This window comes from Streptomyces sp. NPDC005774 (assembly GCF_042871645.1).
Taxonomy (GTDB): Bacteria; Actinomycetota; Actinomycetes; order Streptomycetales; family Streptomycetaceae; genus Streptomyces; species Streptomyces pratens.
This window is the reverse complement of sequence record NZ_JBIAIV010000011.1, coordinates 97,414-114,034: the sequence shown is the minus strand read 5'-3', so window position 1 is coordinate 114,034 and position 16,621 is coordinate 97,414. Positions and strand designations below refer to the sequence as shown.

Sequence of the window (16,621 nt, the reverse complement as noted above, 5' to 3'; positions counted from 1 at the left end):
GGCCGAAGCGGGGGAGCATGGTACGGCGGCAGGCCCGTGATGCAAAAAGATGCTCCCTCCTGTACCGCAGAGCGGAACTACTGGACAGTTTTGTTGCTCTCTGCGCAACAGGGCTGCTTCCATTCTGGTCACCGATGGGTCATTCGCTTGTCGCCGGAAGGACACCGGGGTCTGCGGAGCCGCCCACCGGGTCGGCGCTCCGCATCGCGGCCCGCCCGGCTCCCTTCCCCCACCTCTCCGCGACAGGACGTGGCCGCATGACCACTGATGTTCAAGCACCCGCTTCCGCCCGCGCTTCCGCCCGGCCCCCCGCTCCGGACCCGACGGACCGGCGCACCCGCGCCCTGACCCGTGCGGTCGTCGCCCTGTGTACGGCGGCGATCACGGTCGAGGGGTTCGACCTCATCGTCTACGGCGTGGCGATGCCGTCGATGCTCGCCGACTCGAATCTGGGCTTCGACAAGTCCCTCGCCGGAACTCTCGGCAGCCTCGTCTATCTGGGCATGCTCATCGGCGCCATCGTCTGCGGGCCCCTCGCCGACCGTCTCGGCAGGCGTCGGCTCGTGCTGGCGTCGGGAGTGATCTTCACCCTGTTCACCGTCGGCTGTGCCGTCGCCGCCACGCCCTGGCAGTTCGGCCTCTTCCGACTGCTCGCCGGTATCGGCATGGGCGGTGTGATGCCGTCCTGCGTGGCCCTCGCGAAGGAGTACGCGCCGCGCGGCCGCTCCGCGCTGGTGGCGACCATCGTCCTCGCGGGCGTTCCGGTCGGCGGTGTGCTCGCCGCGCTCACCGCCGCCGCGTGGGGCGAGTCCCTCGGTTGGCGCGGCCTGTTCGGTGTCGGCGCGGCGCTGTCGACGCTGGTGTTCGCCGGCGCGTACGCCCTGCTGCCGGACTCGCGGCCCGGAGCGGCCGACGCCCCCGACCCTCGAGCCACTCCCTCGACGGTGTCCGTCGGCAGCCCCGGGTCCGGCGGAGGCCTCGCGTCCGGCGGACCGACGGCCGAGGCGAAGAACCCCTCACCGGCCCGCTCCGTGCTGTCGGACGGCCGAGCCCGCACCACCGTGCTGTTCGTCGTCGCCAACTTCGCGGTGCTCCTGGCCTGGTACGGCCTGAACACCTGGCTGACCCAGCTGATGCGCGAGATGGACTACCCGCTCGGCTCGGCGCTGCAGTTCACGCTCGTGCTCAATCTGGGTGCCGTGATCGGCTCGTTCGCCATCGCCGCCGTCGCCGACCGGATCGGCCCGCGCTTCGTCACCATCGGCAGTGCGGCGCTCTCCGCGGTCGCCGTCGTCGGCCTGTCGTTGGGCGGCAACACCGTCGTGGTCCTCTGTCTGACCGCGCTCGCCGGTGTCGGTGCCCATTCGTCCCTGACCGTGCTCAACGACTGGGTGGCGTCCAGCTACCCGGCCTCGATCCGGGCCACGGCACTCGGCTACGTCTCGGGCTTCGGGCGCGGCGGCGCGATCGCGGCGCCGCTGCTCGGCGGCTGGATCCTGACGGCCTCTCTCGGCCCGACCACGGTCTTCTACGTCTTCGCCGCAGCCGCCGCCCTGAGCGCCGCGGCCCTCCTCGCCATCCCGAACCGCCAGGCCTGACGCCCACCGCCGCGAGGCGCGACGCCCCGTCTCCCGCAGGAGGCGGGGCGTCCTCGTCGGGCGGGGAGTCTCACCGGCGGCCCGGCCGGATCCATACGGGAAGCTGCGTACGGCCGGAGCGTGGCTGACCGGCCGCTACTGGCGGTAGCCGCCCAGGAACCGACCGATGCGGCCGATCGCCGTCTCCAGGACGTCCGCGTGGGGGAGGGTCAGGATGCGGAAGTGATCGGAGGAGGGCCAGTTGAAGCCGGTGCCCTGGACCACCTGGATCTTCTCCCGCAGGAGCAGGTCGAGGACGAACCTCTCGTCGTCGTGGATCTTGTGAACCGCCGGATCGATACGGGGGAACGCGTACAGGGCGCCCTTGGGCTTGACGCAGCTCACGCCGGGGATGTCGTTGAGCATGCGCCAGGCCACGTCCCGCTGTTCGTGCAGGCGTCCGCCGGGGGCGGTCAGCTCACGGATGGACTGGCGGCCGCCGAGCGCGGCCTGGATGGCGTACTGGGCGGGCGCGTTGGCGCACAGGCGCATGGAGGCCAGCATGGTCAGGCCCTCCAGATAGTTCTTCGCATGCTGCTTCGGGCCCGTGACCACCAGCCAGCCGGAGCGGAAACCCGCCACGCGGTACGTCTTCGACAGCCCGCAGAAGGTGAGGACGACCAGGTCGGGGGCGAGCGCGGCGGCCGAGTGGTGCACGGCGTCGTCGTAGAGGATCTGGTCGTAGATCTCGTCGGCGAGGACCATCAGGCCGTGCCGGCGGGCCAGATCGAGGATGCCCTCGACGATCTCCTTCGGATAGACCGCGCCGGTCGGGTTGTTGGGGTTGATGATGACCACGGCCTTCGTACGGTCCGTGATCTTCGACGCCATGTCGTCCAGGTCCGGGTACCAGTCGGCCTGTTCGTCGCACAGGTAGTGGACCGCCTTGCCGCCCGCGAGGGTGGTCACCGCCGTCCAGAGGGGGAAGTCGGGAGCGGGGATGAGGACTTCGTCGCCGTCCTCCAGCAGTGCCGTGACGGCCATCGACACCAGTTCGGACACGCCGTTGCCGAGGAAGACGTCGTCGACGTCGACCTCCACGCCCAGGGTCTGGTAGCGCTGGGCCACCGCGCGGCGGGCGGAGAGGACGCCCCGCGAGTCGGTGTAGCCGTGCGCCTGCGGCAGCATCCTGATCATGTCCTGGAGGATCTCCTCCGGCGCCTCGAAGCCGAACAGGGCCGGATTCCCGGTGTTCAGGCGCAGCACACTGTGCCCCGCCTCCTCCAGCGCGTTCGCGTGCTCGATGACCGGGCCGCGGATCTCGTAACAGACCTCGCTGAGCTTGCTCGACTGCCGGAACTCCATGCGCCGCTTCCCCTCACGCCGATCTCGTGTCACTTGGTTTTACCAAGTGACCACTTGGAAAGTCCAACACCTTGTCTACACTGCGTCGCATGTCACCTCGCCGAAGCTACGACCAGTACTGTTCCGCCGCCCGCGCGCTCGACGCCGTCGGCGACCGCTGGACCCTGCTGATCGTCCGCGAGCTCCTCGCCGGCCCGCGACGCTACACCGACCTGCACGCGGACCTCCCCGGCGTCAGCACGGACGTACTGGCCTCACGGCTGAAGGACATGGAACGCGAGGGGCTGACCACCCGGCGCAGGCTCCCCCCGCCCGGCGCGGCCCACGTGTACGAACTCACGGGCCGTGGAAGCTCGTTGCTGCCCGTACTGCAAGCACTCGGCGCGTGGGGGCAGGGGGCGCTGGGGGAGCGGCGGCCCACCGACGCGGTGCGGGCGCACTGGTTCGCGCTGCCCCTGCTGCGCGCCCTGGACACCCTGGACGCCGTGGGTGCGGGCGCGGGTGAGGGGGTGGGAGGGGGCAGCCTGGTCGAAGTCAGGCTGGAAGAGGGGCTGTTCCACCTGCACGTCGGGGCCGAGGACGGGCCGGTCTACGGTGACGGGCCCGCCCCCGGCGAGCCCGACGCCACGCTGGTCCTCGACACCGGAACCTGCACGGCGATCAGCTGCGGCGAGTCGACCGTCGCCGACGCGGTACGCGACGGGCGGGTCGCGGTGAGCGGCGACGGCACGCTCGCCAAGGCACTGAGGGAGGCGTGACGGGAGGCGCGGCCGCGAAGGGGAAGTGCGGCCGCAAACGGGAGGCACGGTCGTGAACGGGAGGAGGCCCGCACAAGGCGGGCCTCCTGGGAGCGTCACGTGCCGGGCGTCCCCTGGGGCGCCCCGCTGGGTGTCACGCGCCCGGCGGCACCCGGGACGGCCGTCCCGTTCCCCGCGTCAGCCGGTAGCCGGCGACCCCGGCCAGTGCGGCCAGCACACCGCCCACCGCGGTCCACACCCAACGGCTGGACCACCAGCCCGAGGTCCAGCCGTCCTCGGGCTCGAGGTCGGCCAGTACGGCGGTCGGCGAGTCGTTCTCGTCACCGTCGCCGTCCTGGTCGTCCGCGGCGTTCCGCAGCGCGATACCCGGTACCAGCGGCTCCGAGAGCGAGCCGTCGACCGCCGCCGCACCGCCCATCTCCTTGGAGCCGGCGCGGACTTCGATGCCCACCGACTGACCCAGGTCGGCCGCCGTGAGGTTCACCGCCGTGAGCCGTATGTAATACGTGCCCGGCAGCGGGTCGTTGGCCCACGGCTCCGACCAGGCGCGGACCGTGCGCAGCACGCACTTCAGCTCCACGGAGGCCGCGTCGGCCGCCGCGGTGCGGGTCTGGGCGCCGTACTGGCAGGCCTGCCGACGGCGCAGACCGTCGTACACGTCGATCCGCCAGGTCTCGGCGGCGTGCGTCTCGGGCAGCTTCACCGACGCCTCGACGGTGGGGCGTTGCCCCGTACTCGCCGGGAACGACCAGTACAGGTAGTCGCCGACGGACGCGCGCGCCGTCGCGGTCTGCCCCTGCTCGAACTCCGTCGCGGTACGGAACGAGGTGCCCGCGCGGGTCGGTCCGGCGCTGTCCTCGGACGACGCGCCGGGAGAGGGGGTGGAGTCGGCCGCGGCGGGGGCCACGGCGGCAGCGGACAGTCCGAACGTCAGCAGGGCGGCGCCCAACAAGCGGGTGATACGCATCAGCTGGTCCTCCAGACCGCGAGCCGCCAGCGTGACAGCCAGCCCCAGACGAGACCGGCGAGGAAGCCGGCGAGAACCAGCGTGCCGAGCAGCCACCAGCCCCGGCCCAGGCCGAAGGAGGCCACGTCGCTCGACCCGTCCGGGCCCTCCACGACATCGATGGTCAGTTCCAGCGGCAGACCGGGCGTGGTCTTCACACCGGAGCCCGGCGAGAACGAGTTGGTCACCGCCAGGCACACCGTCTCGGCAGCCGGCTTGTCGCTGTCGTCGTCGTCCCGCTCGGACTTCGGGTAGCGCAGGCCGGTGGACAGGGCGTCCGTACGGCCGGTGCCCGCGGCCTCACCGCGGACGATCTCCCGGTTGTGCACCGTGACGGCCCGCAGCAGCACGCCGTAGTCCGGGTTCACCGCCCGGTCCGCCGCCACACTCACCGAGGCGCGCAGTTCCTGTCCCGGCAGCACGTCCACCCGGTACCAGCGCTGCTGCCCGAACTCCTCCCGGTCCGTGTAGAGACCGGACTCCAGGGTCGGCGCCTTCGCGCACGACGCGGCACCCTCGGTCGCGACCGGCGTCACCACCGGCTCGGCCGCACGGTCCACCAACTCGTTCACACGCTCGGTCAGTTCGTCCTGGTGCTCGACCGAGGTGTAGGTGCCCCCGGTCGCCTCGGCAATGCAGCTGAGCTGCCGGCTCAACTTGGCGTTCGGCACCAGGCCCAGGGTGTCGATGGTCAGGCCGATGCCCCTGGCCGCTATCTCCCGGGCCACCTCGCACGGGTCGAGCGGGGCGCAGGTGTCCTCGCCGTCGCTGATCAGCACGATCCGCTTGGAACCGTTGCCGTCCTTGAAGTCGTCGGCCGCCTTCAGCAGCGCGGGACCGATCGGGGTCCAGCCGGTCGGGCTCAGCGTGGCCACCGCCGTCTTGGCCTCCGTGCGGTCCAGCGGGCCGACCGGATAGAGCTGCGCGGTGTCCTTGCAGCCCTCCTTCTTGTCGTCACCGGGGTAGTTGGCACCGAGAGTACGGATCCCCAGCTCGACCTCCTCCGGCGTCGCGTCCAGCACCTCGTTGAACGCCTGCTTCGCCGCGGCCATCCGGGACTGCCCGTCGATGTCCCGGGTCCGCATCGAGCCGCTCACATCGAGGACGAGGTCGACCTGGGGCGCGTCCTGGCCCGTGGGTTCACCGGCGACCGCCGTGGACGGGAAGGCGAGCCCCGCCGTCAGAGCGGCGAGCAGGACACCGACGCCCGCTGCCGGCCATTTTCTTCTGATCATCGCCGGATCCTATGGACCGGGGGCGCCCTGCTCCAAAGGCGGGGCTCCAGGTCCGGCCCTACAGGCACTCGTCTTGAAGGGGATTGGGCAGTTCCGCCCATTCGTCCCCGGCCGCCCGCGGCGAAAGCCGCATCAAGGTCAGCGCCTTCGCGGGCAACGGCTCGCCGCGCAGCGCCGCCAGGTCCGGGGTGCGCGGCAGATCCCGTACGACGCTCTCCAGCACGGCCCGCAGCGCCGGACCGGAACCCGCCGTACCGGCCAGCGAGCCCGCCACCAGCGAACCGAACAGCTTGCGCCGCAGCACCCGTTCGTCGTCCGTCACCATGCGGGCGGGCAACTCGGGTGCCAGGATGCCATGGTGGGCGAGCCGCGCGGGACTGACCCGCAGATCGGCCAGATCACGGTAGACGAGCCGCACCGGCTCCCCGTCCGCCGACAGCACGACCAGGAGGTTCTGACCGTGCGCCTCCAACGCCAGGCCCAGGTCGAGCAGCCGCAGCCCCACCGTCAGGGCGAGCCGCGCGAACCGGGCCACCCAGGCGGGGGAGCGGGGCAGCCCGGTCGCGGGCAGGGCCGCCACCGGCACCACCCGCTCCCCGGCCGCCGCGTACTCCTGCGGCGACTCGCGGACCACGGCCGCCAGACCGGCGGAACCGGCCGCCGCGGCGCCCAGGGTGCGGGTGATGTGCAACAGCCCGCCGGCCCGCGCCGCCATCGACTCCCCGAACTCCGACAACACCGCCGACGCGGCGACCGAACCGAGCGAGATGTCCCGCACCGACGACGTCAGCCGCGCGCTCAACGCGGTCTTCACATGCGGCCCGTCGGGCAGCGCGAGCGTCCGCAGCGCCATCAGTGGACGCGCCGCCATCCGACCCGACGGCTCCCGCTTGAGCACATGCGCCGCCTGCCAGGGATGCACCGGGATCACCACCCGCTCCCCGTCCCGCAGCCACTCCGGCCAGACCCCCGTCACCAGACAGTCCCCGGCCGGTACCGGAATCAGCCCCAACTCCACGACAGGCCGGTGCTCGGGCCCGTACGCCAACTGGTCGGCCACCGAAAAGCCGGGCCGGGAACGACAGCTGGGATGGAACGGATGCCCGTCGACCACCCGCTGCTCCCACTCCCACTCCTGGTCCCGGGCCCATCCGCCCACGCCGCCCTCCCTCGGATCGTTTGCCCGAGACAGCGCCAACGAGGCGGCACTGTGAGCGAGTTCGGCGGCGAAGGCAGCCGAGTGCGGTACGGCGAGTTCCCCCATCAACCGTGCCGGATCGCCGTACGCCACCCCGTCCAGCCGTACGACGGTGACGTACGCGGCGGTCGCATACGGATCCGGACGCGGGCCGCGCAGCCGACGGCCGTCCGTCAGCCGCAACGTGAGCCCGTCACGGTCCGGCTCCCGGCGCGCGACCCACGGCAGCGGATCGTGCGCGAGACCGCGCCACAGCCGGCTCAGCACGGCCGCGCGGGCACCCGGCAGCGCTGCCGCGTACCGGGACACCAGCGCGGGCCGTACGTCGGCCAGCTCGTCGGCGATTTCGGCCTCGACGGGGGAGGGACGGTGCACAGGCGGGCTCCTCGGGTACGAAAGGTGCTGCGGAACGAACTGCCGGTCCGTGGCGGACACGCGGACATACTGATCGTCTCCGTCCGGACAGACCGTAGGGAAACAGTGGAACGCGTGGACCTCATGCCCCCGCCCGCAGACGACGACGCGGCACCCCGCGCCCACGAGGAAGCCCAACTGACCGCCCACGCCGACGCGTACGCGGCCGTACCGCTCCTGAACTGCCTGCTGCGCGAGGTCGCACAACCGGTGCCGGACGCGGACGAGAGCCAGGGCCGGGGCCAGGGCCAAGGCCAAGGCCAAGGCCAAGACCGGGACCGGGACCGGGACCGGGGACGGGAAAACAAAGCGGACACCCCCCGGACCTACCGCCTGCCCGGCACCGGCCGCCTGCTACGTGTCCACGGCACCCGGCGCCCCACCGCACCCGAGGTACGCGCGGACGACGGCACCTGGCGCCGCCTCGGCCACCCGGAACTGGTGAAACTCGTCGCCGAGGAGCTGCGCCGGTACACCGGTGTGCCCAACCAGGAACTGCCGGCCGAGATGACCGACAGCCGCGACGCGGTGGCCGCGCTGCTCGCCGCACGAGCAGGCGCCACCCCGCCCACCGACCCCTACCTCCGCTCCGAACAGTCCCTGCTCACCGGCCACACCCACCACCCCGCCCCCAAGGCGCGCGGCGCCGGCCCCACGGCGAGCTGGCTGCCGTACGCGCCGGAGGCGTACGCCCGCTTCCCGCTGACGCTGCTGGGACTGCGCGAGGACGCGGTGGTGGAGGAGGGCGACACCTCGTCCCTGGACCGGCTGGGCACCGCCCCGCCCGGCTACCGTCTGCTGCCGGCCCACCCCTGGCAGGTGGAGTTGGCGGCCCGGAGCCTGGCCCCCGCGTTCGCCGACGGCCGCCTGATCAGGCTCGGCACGACCGGGTTCCCGGTATGGCCCACGGCCGCGATCCGCACCGTGTACACCCCCGCACACGACCTGTTCCTGAAGTTCAGCCTGGACGTGCGCATCACCAACGACATCCGCCGCCTGTGGCGCCACGACCTGCTGAAGCTTCGCAGAACGGACCAGGCCACCGGCGAGGCCTTCGCCGCCTCGGCCATCCCCGACGCCCCCGCGGCCTGGCTGAGCGACCGCGGATACCGCACCGCGGACTTCGCCTTCGAGGAACTGGCCGTACTGGTCCGCGACGGCCTGCACCGCCACCTGATGCCCGGCACCACCCCGCACCTCGCCGCTGCCCTGACCGAGGACTACGAGGGCAACCCCCTCGCCACCACCACCGCCCCCGCCACCTGGTGGGAGGCCTACCTGGCCCAGGCCGTCCCCCCGGTGCTGACGGCCTTCGCCCGGCACGGAGTCGTCGTCGAGGCCCACCTGCAGAACACCCTGATCGCCGTCGACACCGAGGGCATGCCCGTCCAGGCCCTGTACCGGGACGCCGAGGGCGTGAAACTACTGCCGGAGGTGACGAGGGAAGCGGGCTGGGAACGCCTCGTCTACTGCCTCATCGTCAACCACCTGACGGAAATCGCAGCAGCCCTGACCGAACACCACCCGGGCTTCACCCCCTGGCCCGCAGCCCGCCGGGAACTCTCCCGCCACCCCCTCCCGGAAGCCCGCGCCCTCCTCACCACCCCCACCCTCCCCGCCAAGACCAACCTCCTCCTGCGCTGGACCGCCGCCGACGGAGCAGCGGCCCGCTACCTGCCGGTGCGCAATCCACTGGCGGAGCCGTAGGCACCGGCAAGCGAGGGGCCGGTTGCGTCGCGCGATGCGAGCTCCCCCCAGATGGAGGCACTTCACTTCCACCGCATGACACAGCAACCCACACGAGAACCGGCCTTGCGCCTACCCTTGTAGTGACGAAGTTGCTAAGAGGGGCAAGGCCGTGAAGCCTCCAGAGGTATCCCCCGATCCGTACGTCGACCCGCTGCGCTTCGGCCAGCGGGTGCAGATCCTTCGCGAGCGCCGTGGAATGACGCAGGCCCAACTCGCCGACCTTGTGGGCCTCTCGCCCCACACCATGCGGAAGATCGAGAACGGACAGCAGAAGGCACCGGCTCTCGGCATGGTGATACGGATCGCTGAGGCTCTACGGGTCCGCGACCTGGCGGATCTGACGGGACGGCCGGATGGGCACGTAGATCTGTTCGTCGGGCCCGGCCATCCTCGCCTGGCTGCTGTGAAAGCCGCGGTCGACGCCTCTCCGCTCACCTCCGACGCGGAGCCGCCGCCGGTGGCGCACGTGGAAGCAAGGTTGCACGCGGCCCGGCGGGAACGACACCAGTCGCCCAACCACCGCGAGGCGATCGGCAAGTTGCTGCCCGACCTCATCCGGGACACTCAGTCGCTCGTACGGCACGCGGACACGGCCGCCGACAGGCGCGCGGCGCAGTGCCTGCTGTCCCAGACGTACTCCCTGTCGCAGTTCTTCGTCGCCTACCAGCCCGACAGCGACCTGCTGTGGCGGGTCGCCGAGCGCGGGATGATCGCCGCCCAGGAGAGCGAGGACCCGCACGCGATCGGAGTCGCATCCTGGCTGCTGGCACAAGCGCACCGTGACCGCGGCATCCGCCACTTCGACGCCGCCGATGCCGTGAACCGCGAAGCCCTGGCCTACCTGCGGAGCCTGTTGCCGGACGCCGATGCCGATGTCCGCGCCATCGCCGGCGCGCTGGAGTTCGAGCTGGGCTACACCGCTGCCCACCGACGGGAGACGGGCACGGCGTGGCGGCACCGGGACCGGGCCAATGTCATGGCGGCCCGGCTGCCCGCGGACTACTTCCACCCGGTGACCAGCTTCTCGCAGGCCATCATGAGGGTCCACGCGGTGACGGTGGCCGTGGAGTTGCATCAAGGTGGGGAGGCGGTGCGGCAGTCGGCGAAGGCGGACAAGGCCGTCATCAAGTCGAGGCCCCGTCGGGCCCGGCACCGCATCGAGGAAGCGCGTGGCTACCGGCTCGACGGCCGGCCGGACGTGGCGGTCGCCTCTCTGGAGAAGGCCTTCGAGGCCGCCCCGGAGACGATCCGATACAACGGCTACGCCCAGTCGATCCTTCTCGAAGAGATCGAGTCGACCCAGGCGGCCCGTCGCCGTCGTGCCGCTGACCTGGCCATGAAGGTAGGCGTTCTCGCTGCCTGAGAGTAGCGACCGGATTACGGTCGGCAGTGGGGCGCAGGTGCTTCTACGTTCGTAAGCGTCAGTCCCTGACGAGATGGTGAGACCACGCCGGGGTGCCAACGCTGCGTAGGAGCACCGACGTCATGAACGCTACAGCCCGCAGAAGGCCGCGGGTCAGGATGACCATTCACGTCTACCGGGTTGATCGGAACGGGACCGTCATCGACGACCGGGGCAGCGTGAACGTCACGGACCGCTGGGGACAGGCGCCCGTCCGCAGCGTGTTTCCGCCGTGTCGCTGCCATTGCTGCACCGGACGGGTGGGGACGAGATGAGCACCACCTCGCCCGACACGGGGAGCGGCCCGCCGGGCAGCGTGTCCATGCGCGCCGCTGCCACCTGGTTCATCGACCGGACCACTTTGCCCCGCCATGGCGACACGGTTCGCTTCGGGCAGGACTTCGCTCGCTGCGTGGCGGAGCTGTGAACCGTTCCGGGTTTGATCGAGACTCTAGGTCGTGACTGTGTCCTGGGGTTTCGATCAAACCCGGAACGGTTCAGTCACCCGGAATCCAACGAGCAGGGCTACACCCTTCGCACAGCAGACGAACGCCGCCGTGTTCCTGCCGACTTCGACGGGCTCACACTTATCGCGTTCCGCCCCGAGGGCGAAACCGGCGCCGCAGGACCAGAAGCCGGGCCGCACTGAGCCGAGGGGCGGGGTGCGGCCCGGCTGCGGACACCGATCGGTGGTCCGGACCGGTGCCGTGTGTCCTGCGTTCAGGGACGGTTCGTTCCGTGCTTGCCCTCTGCGTTCATGATCCTCGCGGACCGGGTCCTTCGCGCACAGGGAGATCGTATGAGCGAGCACACGAACCACACCGGACCGGGACGCCGGTCTCTGTTGCAGGCGGCGGTCGTGGTCCCCGCGGCCGGGGCCACCACGACGGTGCTCGGGACAGGAACGGCGGACGCCGCACCCTCCAGGGACACCGGCTCCCGGCGGGGCCGCTTCGACGAGGAGAGTCCCCGCTTCTCGGTGGCGGTACTGCCCGACACGCAGTACCTGTTCGACGCCGACAGCGCGGACCCGGAGCCACTGAGAGCGACCTTCCAGTACCTGGCGTCCGAGCGCGGCGAGGCGAACATCGCCTTCATGACGCACCTCGGTGATGTCACGGAGCACGGTACGGAGGACGAGATCGAACTCGCCGCCGACACCTTCCGGGCCCTCCACGGCAAGGTCCCCTACAGCGTCCTCGCCGGCAACCACGACATCGCGTCGGGCGACGACCAGCGCGGTGACAGTGCATACCTGCGCGCCTTCGGGCCCCGCCGCTTCCGGACGATGCCCACGTTCGGCGGTGCCTCTCCCGACGGCTACAACAGTTACCACGTGCTGCGGGCAGCGGACCGGAAGTGGCTGGTGCTGGCGCTCGACTGGCGCGCTTCGGACAAGGGCCTCGCCTGGGCGCAGTGTGTGCTGGACGCGCACCCCACCTGCCCTGCCATCCTGACCACCCATGACATCGCCTCGGCCGGAGACGACGGCGAGGCGCACCTGTCCGGCAACGGGCAGCGTCTGTGGGACAGCATCATCCGGGGCAACGACCAGATCTTCCTCGCTTTGGGAGGCCACTACTGGCCGCCCGGCCGCACGGTGCTCACCAACGACGCGGGCCACGACGTGCACGTCCACATCACCAACTACCAGGACCGCTACTACGGCGGTGCCGGCATGATCCGGATGTACGCCTTCGACCTGGTGCGCAATGTCATCGATGTGGAGACCTTCGCGCCCTGGTTCCTCGCCCGCGACCCGGGGAAGAGGACGCCGCTCGAGGCAGAGACCCTCGAACTGACCGGTTACACCGACCGGTTCAGCCTCGACATCGACTTCGTTGACCGGTTCGGGAGCTTCGCTCCCGTGGCCCCGCCGAAGCCGCGCCCCGCGCACCGGGTCATGCCCCGCGGGACGGTGGCCTACTGGCGCTTCGACGCCGACGGTTCGTCCGGCCCCGTCCGCCCCGGCCTCCCGGTGCCCGAGGGGACGACGGTCCGCGACCTGACGGGGAACGGCAACGACCTGTCCCTGCAACTGCTGCACGACAGCGCCGCCGACATCGTCACCTGGTCCGCCGACCACCACGGCGACCAGCCCGCCCACGCCAGCCTGCGCTTCGACGGGGGCAAGCAGCCCGACCGCGGTGCCGTACTCACCACGAAGTCCGGGGCACCGCTGAACAGTTCGACGTTCCGTTCCGGCTTCACCATCGAGACGTTCATCAAGCTGCCCGACCCGTTCGAGGGCGACCACGCCTGGATGGGCATCCTCAGCTGGGAGGGCCGCAACGGGGACGCCGGCAAGACCACGGGCTGGTCCAAGGACGAGCCCACCTGCAGTCTGAACGTCTCGCCGGAGCGCTTCCTGCAGTTCGTCCTCTACCCGGACGTACAGGATGCCGACCCCACCTCCTGGAGCCACACGCTGCCCGTCGGCCGATGGATCCACATCGCCGTCGTCAACGACGGCCGGCGCACGGTGATGTACGTGGACGGCTCGAAGATCGTCCGCAACCCGACCCGGCCCGCCACCGGCATCGAGACGCTCGGCAAGCCGTTCGTCATCGGCGGTACCCAGTTCGCCGAGAAGTTCGGGCAGGGTTTCTACGGCTGGATCGGCGACACCCGCATCGTCGAACGCGCCCTGCGTCCGGAGGACTTCATGCAACGCGGCAGGTGATCGCCCGCTGTCCGCCGCCATGCTTCGGTCAACGTCCGTCGCCACCTCAGGGAACACCCTTATGGGACACTGACGTTGACCGCAGCATGACTGAAGACCACCCGGGACCAAGCCCGTTGTCCGACGAAACCCTCTCCCGTCTGCTCGGTACGCAGCAATTCGGCACATTCGCCACCGTCAGGAGCAGTGGCCACCCGCATCTGACCACGATGGTCTACAGCTGGGACGCCGAGGCCCGTGTCGCGCGGTTCTCGACGACGGCCGACCGCGCCAAACCCAAGCACCTGCGGCGAGACCCGCGTGCGGCGCTGCATGTGCAGGGTGGCGACGTGTGGTCGTTCGCCGTCGCGGAGGGCGAGGCGGAGGTCTCCGAGGTCACGACGGTCCCCGGCGACGCGGTGGGGCGAGAACTGCTCGCGCTGGTTCCGGAAGCCGCGAAGCCGAAGGACGAAGCCGCGTTCCTGGAGCAACTGGTCGCCGAACGCCGGGTGGTCATCCGCCTGAAGGTGGACCGGCTGTACGGAACGGCGCTCGACATCGCCGGGTAGGCGGGCCGGAGAAACCGATTCCTATCCCGCTTCGTGCAGACGGCCGAGGCGTTCGCGGTGGACCGGGGTCAGCTCGAGACGTTCTGCGGCGACGTTCTCCTCCAGGTGGTCGATCCGGGCGGTGCCGGGGATCGGGAGGATCACCGGCGAGTGGTCGAGGAGCCAGGCCAGCGCGACCTGTGTGGGGGCGGCTTCGAGTTCGGCCGCGACCGCGGCGATTTCGGCCGTCGCCCCCGCTTCCGCCCCAGGCGGCGGGGCGCCATGGCAGGAACGCGATTCCCGCCGCTTCGCAGGCCGCGAGCACGGGCTCGTACTCACGGTCGAGCAGGCTGTACCGGTTCTGCACGCTCGCGATGTCGACGATCTCCCGTGCCCGGCCGAGCTCGTCGACGGTGGCCTCGGACAGCCCGATCCTGCCGATCTTCCCCTCGGTCCGCAGGTCCCGCAGGGTGCCCACCTGGTCGGCGAGCGGGGTCTCGGGGTCGATGCGGTGAAGCTGAAGCAACTCGATCCGCTGCGACGCGCAGTCGGCGCAGGGCCTGGTCGACCTGGTCGCGCAGGAGGGCCGGCCGCCCGTCGAGCTTCCACTCGCCCCCGGGGCCGGTGCGGGCGACCCCGACCTTGGTGGTGATCAGCAGGTCGTCCGGGTAGGGGTGCAGGGCCTCGGCCAGGAGTTCCTCGTTGGCTCCGCCGCCGTACAGATGCGTGGTGTCGATGAGCGTGACGCCCAGTTCGACGGCCCGCCGGGCGACCGCGAGCGCGCCTCGCGAGCCGGCCCCGGTTCCGTCGACAGGTGCATGGCCCCGAATCCCAGCCGCCGTACGCCCAGATCCCCGCCGATACGGAACTCGGTCGATGTCACGTGGTGTCTTCCCCCCTCGTTCAAAGGGCGATACCAGCAGCGCAGTTGGCCACGGAAATCACCCTTGACGGGGATCGGCCCCCGGCCAGCACATGGTTGCCGATCGTCAAGGCATCTTCCAGCAGTTCAGTGGCGGCCTTTCACTGCCTGCCGACGAGCGAGGCCGCCTTTCGTGTCGGGCCGCCGCGGGCTAGGGTTTGGGCGCGGTGAGTCACCCACGAGGAGCTAAGACATGCCCGGTCGTCCGAGCGCGCGTTGACGTTGTAGGCCGTGACCGGCCTGTCATCGCGTGCTGCCCTTGATGTTGCGGCACAGCGAGCCTTCCCCTGCCTGAATCGCAGGCGCACCCGGTGTGCGCCGGGTGATGGGCCTCGTCGTCGGCAATTCAAGGGATCTTCGTGCCGTCCACTTCCTCCGCTGTGCCCGATTCCGGTCGACCCGTTCCGTCGAGTCTGTGGCGGGATCGCGACTTCCGCAGACTCTGGGTGGGCCAGACGGCCTCCCAACTCGGCGAACACACCACTCTGATCGTTCTCCCGCTCTTCGCCGTCCTGACGCTCGACGCCGGCGCCGGCGAGTTGGGCGTCCTGCGCGCGGTGGGGCAGGCGCCGATCCTGTTGCTCTCGCTCTTCGTCGGCGCATGGGTGGACAGGTGGCGGACCCGCGCGGTGATGGTGGTGACGGACGCCGGCCGGACCCTGATACTGGGCGCCGCCGCCGTGGCCGGTCTCCTCGGTTGGTTCGGTCTGCCCGCGCTGCTCGTGGTCGCCTTCGCCGTCGGGGCGCTGTCCGTGTTCTTCGACGTGGCCTATCAGGCCTCTCTCGTACGACTGGTGCAACGCGATCAGTTGCTGCAGGGCAACAGCGCGCTCGAGGGCAGCCGGTCCGCGGCGCAGATCGGCGGGCCCGCCCTCGGCGGTGCGTTGGTGTCCCTGCTGTCGGCGCCGCTCGCTGCCGTCTCCAGCGCGGTGTTCTTCGCGCTGTCGTTCCTGTCGATCCGGCGGATCCGTCGGACCGAATCGATCCCGGAACGCTCGGAACGTCCCCCGCGGGTCTGGCGACGGATCCATGAGGGCCTCCGTTTCGTCGTCGGCGACACCTCGCTGCGGACCGTGTGTCTGGCCTCTGCCGCCTTCCAGTTCTCCTTCGCGGCCATGATGACCGTCTATCTGCTCTTCCTGCCGCGGGAACTGCACCTGTCCGGCACCACCGTCGGGCTGGCGCTCGCGGCGACGGGGCCGGGCGCGCTGCTGGCCGCTCGCCTGCCGGGCCGGTTCGGTTACGGCCCGGTGCTCGTGGCCGCGGCGGCACTCGGTGACGGCGTGTTCCTGTGCGTGCTCGCGCTGCACGGCTCCTCGGCGGTGACGGTTTCCGCGCTCCTGGCGATCAACTTCGTGTTCGGGGCCGCCGGCCAGTTGGTGAATGTCACGGTCATGGCCGTGCGGCAGGCCGTCACTCCGGACGGGATGCAGGGCCGCGCGGCCGCGACGATCACGTTTGTCGGCATGGGGATGGCCCCGCTCGGCTCCCTGCTCGGCGGGTTTCTCGCGATGGAGTGGGGGCTGCGCACCAGCCTCCTGGTGACGGCCGCGGGCATGATGTTGTCCCCGGTGGTGATGGCTCTGTCCCCGCTCGCACGCCTGGGACGGGAGCTTCCGGCCGTGCAGGACGCGCCGCCGGCGGTTGCCCGTTCCGAAGCCCACGAGACGGCCGCCCGCGACAGTGAGGCGGCTCATGGCGCAGCCACTGAAACCGGTTCATGACAACAGACCAGGGCCGCCGGACCGTCCGGCGATCTGCCGAAGGCCGGCAAGCCCGGGTGGG

Annotated in this window: 12 protein-coding genes and 1 pseudogene; 8 read left to right on the top strand and 5 right to left on the bottom strand. The window is 70.9% G+C overall.

The genetic code is table 11. From position 1 onward, the window contains the following. Positions 1–257: 257 nt before the first annotated feature. On the top strand, positions 258–1,598 hold the full coding sequence (locus ACFYQA_RS13365) for an MFS transporter (RefSeq protein ID WP_388915940.1): 1,341 nt from the start codon (positions 258–260) through the stop codon (positions 1,596–1,598). Positions 1,599–1,733: 135 nt separating this feature from the next. Here ACFYQA_RS13365 and ACFYQA_RS13360 read toward each other — a convergent pair whose 3' ends face one another. After that, the gene (locus ACFYQA_RS13360; RefSeq protein WP_388915937.1) at positions 1,734–2,942 is read right to left on the bottom strand and encodes a pyridoxal phosphate-dependent aminotransferase; all 1,209 of its coding nucleotides are present in this window, start codon (positions 2,940–2,942) and stop codon (positions 1,734–1,736) included. Positions 2,943–3,031: 89 nt separating this feature from the next. Between ACFYQA_RS13360 and ACFYQA_RS13355 the strand changes: the two genes are divergently transcribed. Beyond that, positions 3,032–3,700, top strand: a complete 669-nt coding sequence (locus ACFYQA_RS13355; protein ID WP_388915935.1) for a winged helix-turn-helix transcriptional regulator — start codon at positions 3,032–3,034, stop codon at positions 3,698–3,700. 133 nt (positions 3,701–3,833) lie between these two features. Here ACFYQA_RS13355 and ACFYQA_RS13350 read toward each other — a convergent pair whose 3' ends face one another. The 3 genes from ACFYQA_RS13350 to ACFYQA_RS13340 are packed head-to-tail and all read right to left on the bottom strand — an operon-like array spanning position 3,834 to position 7,514. Further along, positions 3,834–4,667: a hypothetical protein gene (locus tag ACFYQA_RS13350; RefSeq protein WP_388915932.1), complete on the bottom strand. Its 834-nt coding sequence runs from the start codon at positions 4,665–4,667 to the stop codon at positions 3,834–3,836. Next, a complete protein-coding gene (locus tag ACFYQA_RS13345) occupies positions 4,667–5,941 on the bottom strand; it encodes a VWA domain-containing protein (protein ID WP_388915929.1) in 1,275 nt (424 codons plus the stop codon). Before ACFYQA_RS13345 ends, ACFYQA_RS13350 begins: the two co-directional genes overlap by 1 nt. 58 nt (positions 5,942–5,999) lie before the next feature. Beyond that, positions 6,000–7,514, bottom strand: coding sequence for an IucA/IucC family protein (locus ACFYQA_RS13340; protein WP_388915926.1), 1,515 nt, complete (start codon positions 7,512–7,514; stop codon positions 6,000–6,002). Positions 7,515–7,619: 105 nt separating this feature from the next. Between ACFYQA_RS13340 and ACFYQA_RS13335 the strand changes: the two genes are divergently transcribed. From ACFYQA_RS13335 to ACFYQA_RS13315, 5 genes are all read left to right on the top strand, one after another. Further along, positions 7,620–9,260, top strand: a complete 1,641-nt coding sequence (locus tag ACFYQA_RS13335; protein ID WP_388915923.1) for an IucA/IucC family protein — start codon at positions 7,620–7,622, stop codon at positions 9,258–9,260. A gap of 151 nt (positions 9,261–9,411) precedes the next feature. Beyond that, entirely contained in the window at positions 9,412–10,665 is a 1,254-nt protein-coding gene (locus ACFYQA_RS13330; protein ID WP_388915920.1) for a helix-turn-helix transcriptional regulator, read from the top strand. Positions 10,666–10,975: 310 nt separating this feature from the next. Beyond that, complete coding sequence (locus ACFYQA_RS13325) at positions 10,976–11,131, top strand: hypothetical protein (protein WP_388915917.1); 156 nt, start codon at positions 10,976–10,978, stop codon at positions 11,129–11,131. Between the two features lie 372 nt (positions 11,132–11,503). Continuing rightward, positions 11,504–13,387 (top strand): LamG-like jellyroll fold domain-containing protein, encoded by a 1,884-nt coding sequence (locus ACFYQA_RS13320; RefSeq protein WP_388915914.1) that lies wholly within the window; start codon positions 11,504–11,506, stop codon positions 13,385–13,387. Between the two features lie 86 nt (positions 13,388–13,473). Beyond that, complete coding sequence (locus ACFYQA_RS13315) at positions 13,474–13,935, top strand: pyridoxamine 5'-phosphate oxidase family protein (RefSeq protein ID WP_388915911.1); 462 nt, start codon at positions 13,474–13,476, stop codon at positions 13,933–13,935. 21 nt (positions 13,936–13,956) lie between these two features. Here ACFYQA_RS13315 and ACFYQA_RS13310 read toward each other — a convergent pair. Further along, positions 13,957–14,734, bottom strand: a pseudogene (locus ACFYQA_RS13310) (aldo/keto reductase). A 461-nt stretch (positions 14,735–15,195) separates the two neighbouring features. Between ACFYQA_RS13310 and ACFYQA_RS13305 the strand changes: the two are divergent. Then, on the top strand, positions 15,196–16,560 hold the full coding sequence (locus tag ACFYQA_RS13305; protein ID WP_388915908.1) for an MFS transporter: 1,365 nt from the start codon (positions 15,196–15,198) through the stop codon (positions 16,558–16,560). Positions 16,561–16,621: the final 61 nt, after the last annotated feature.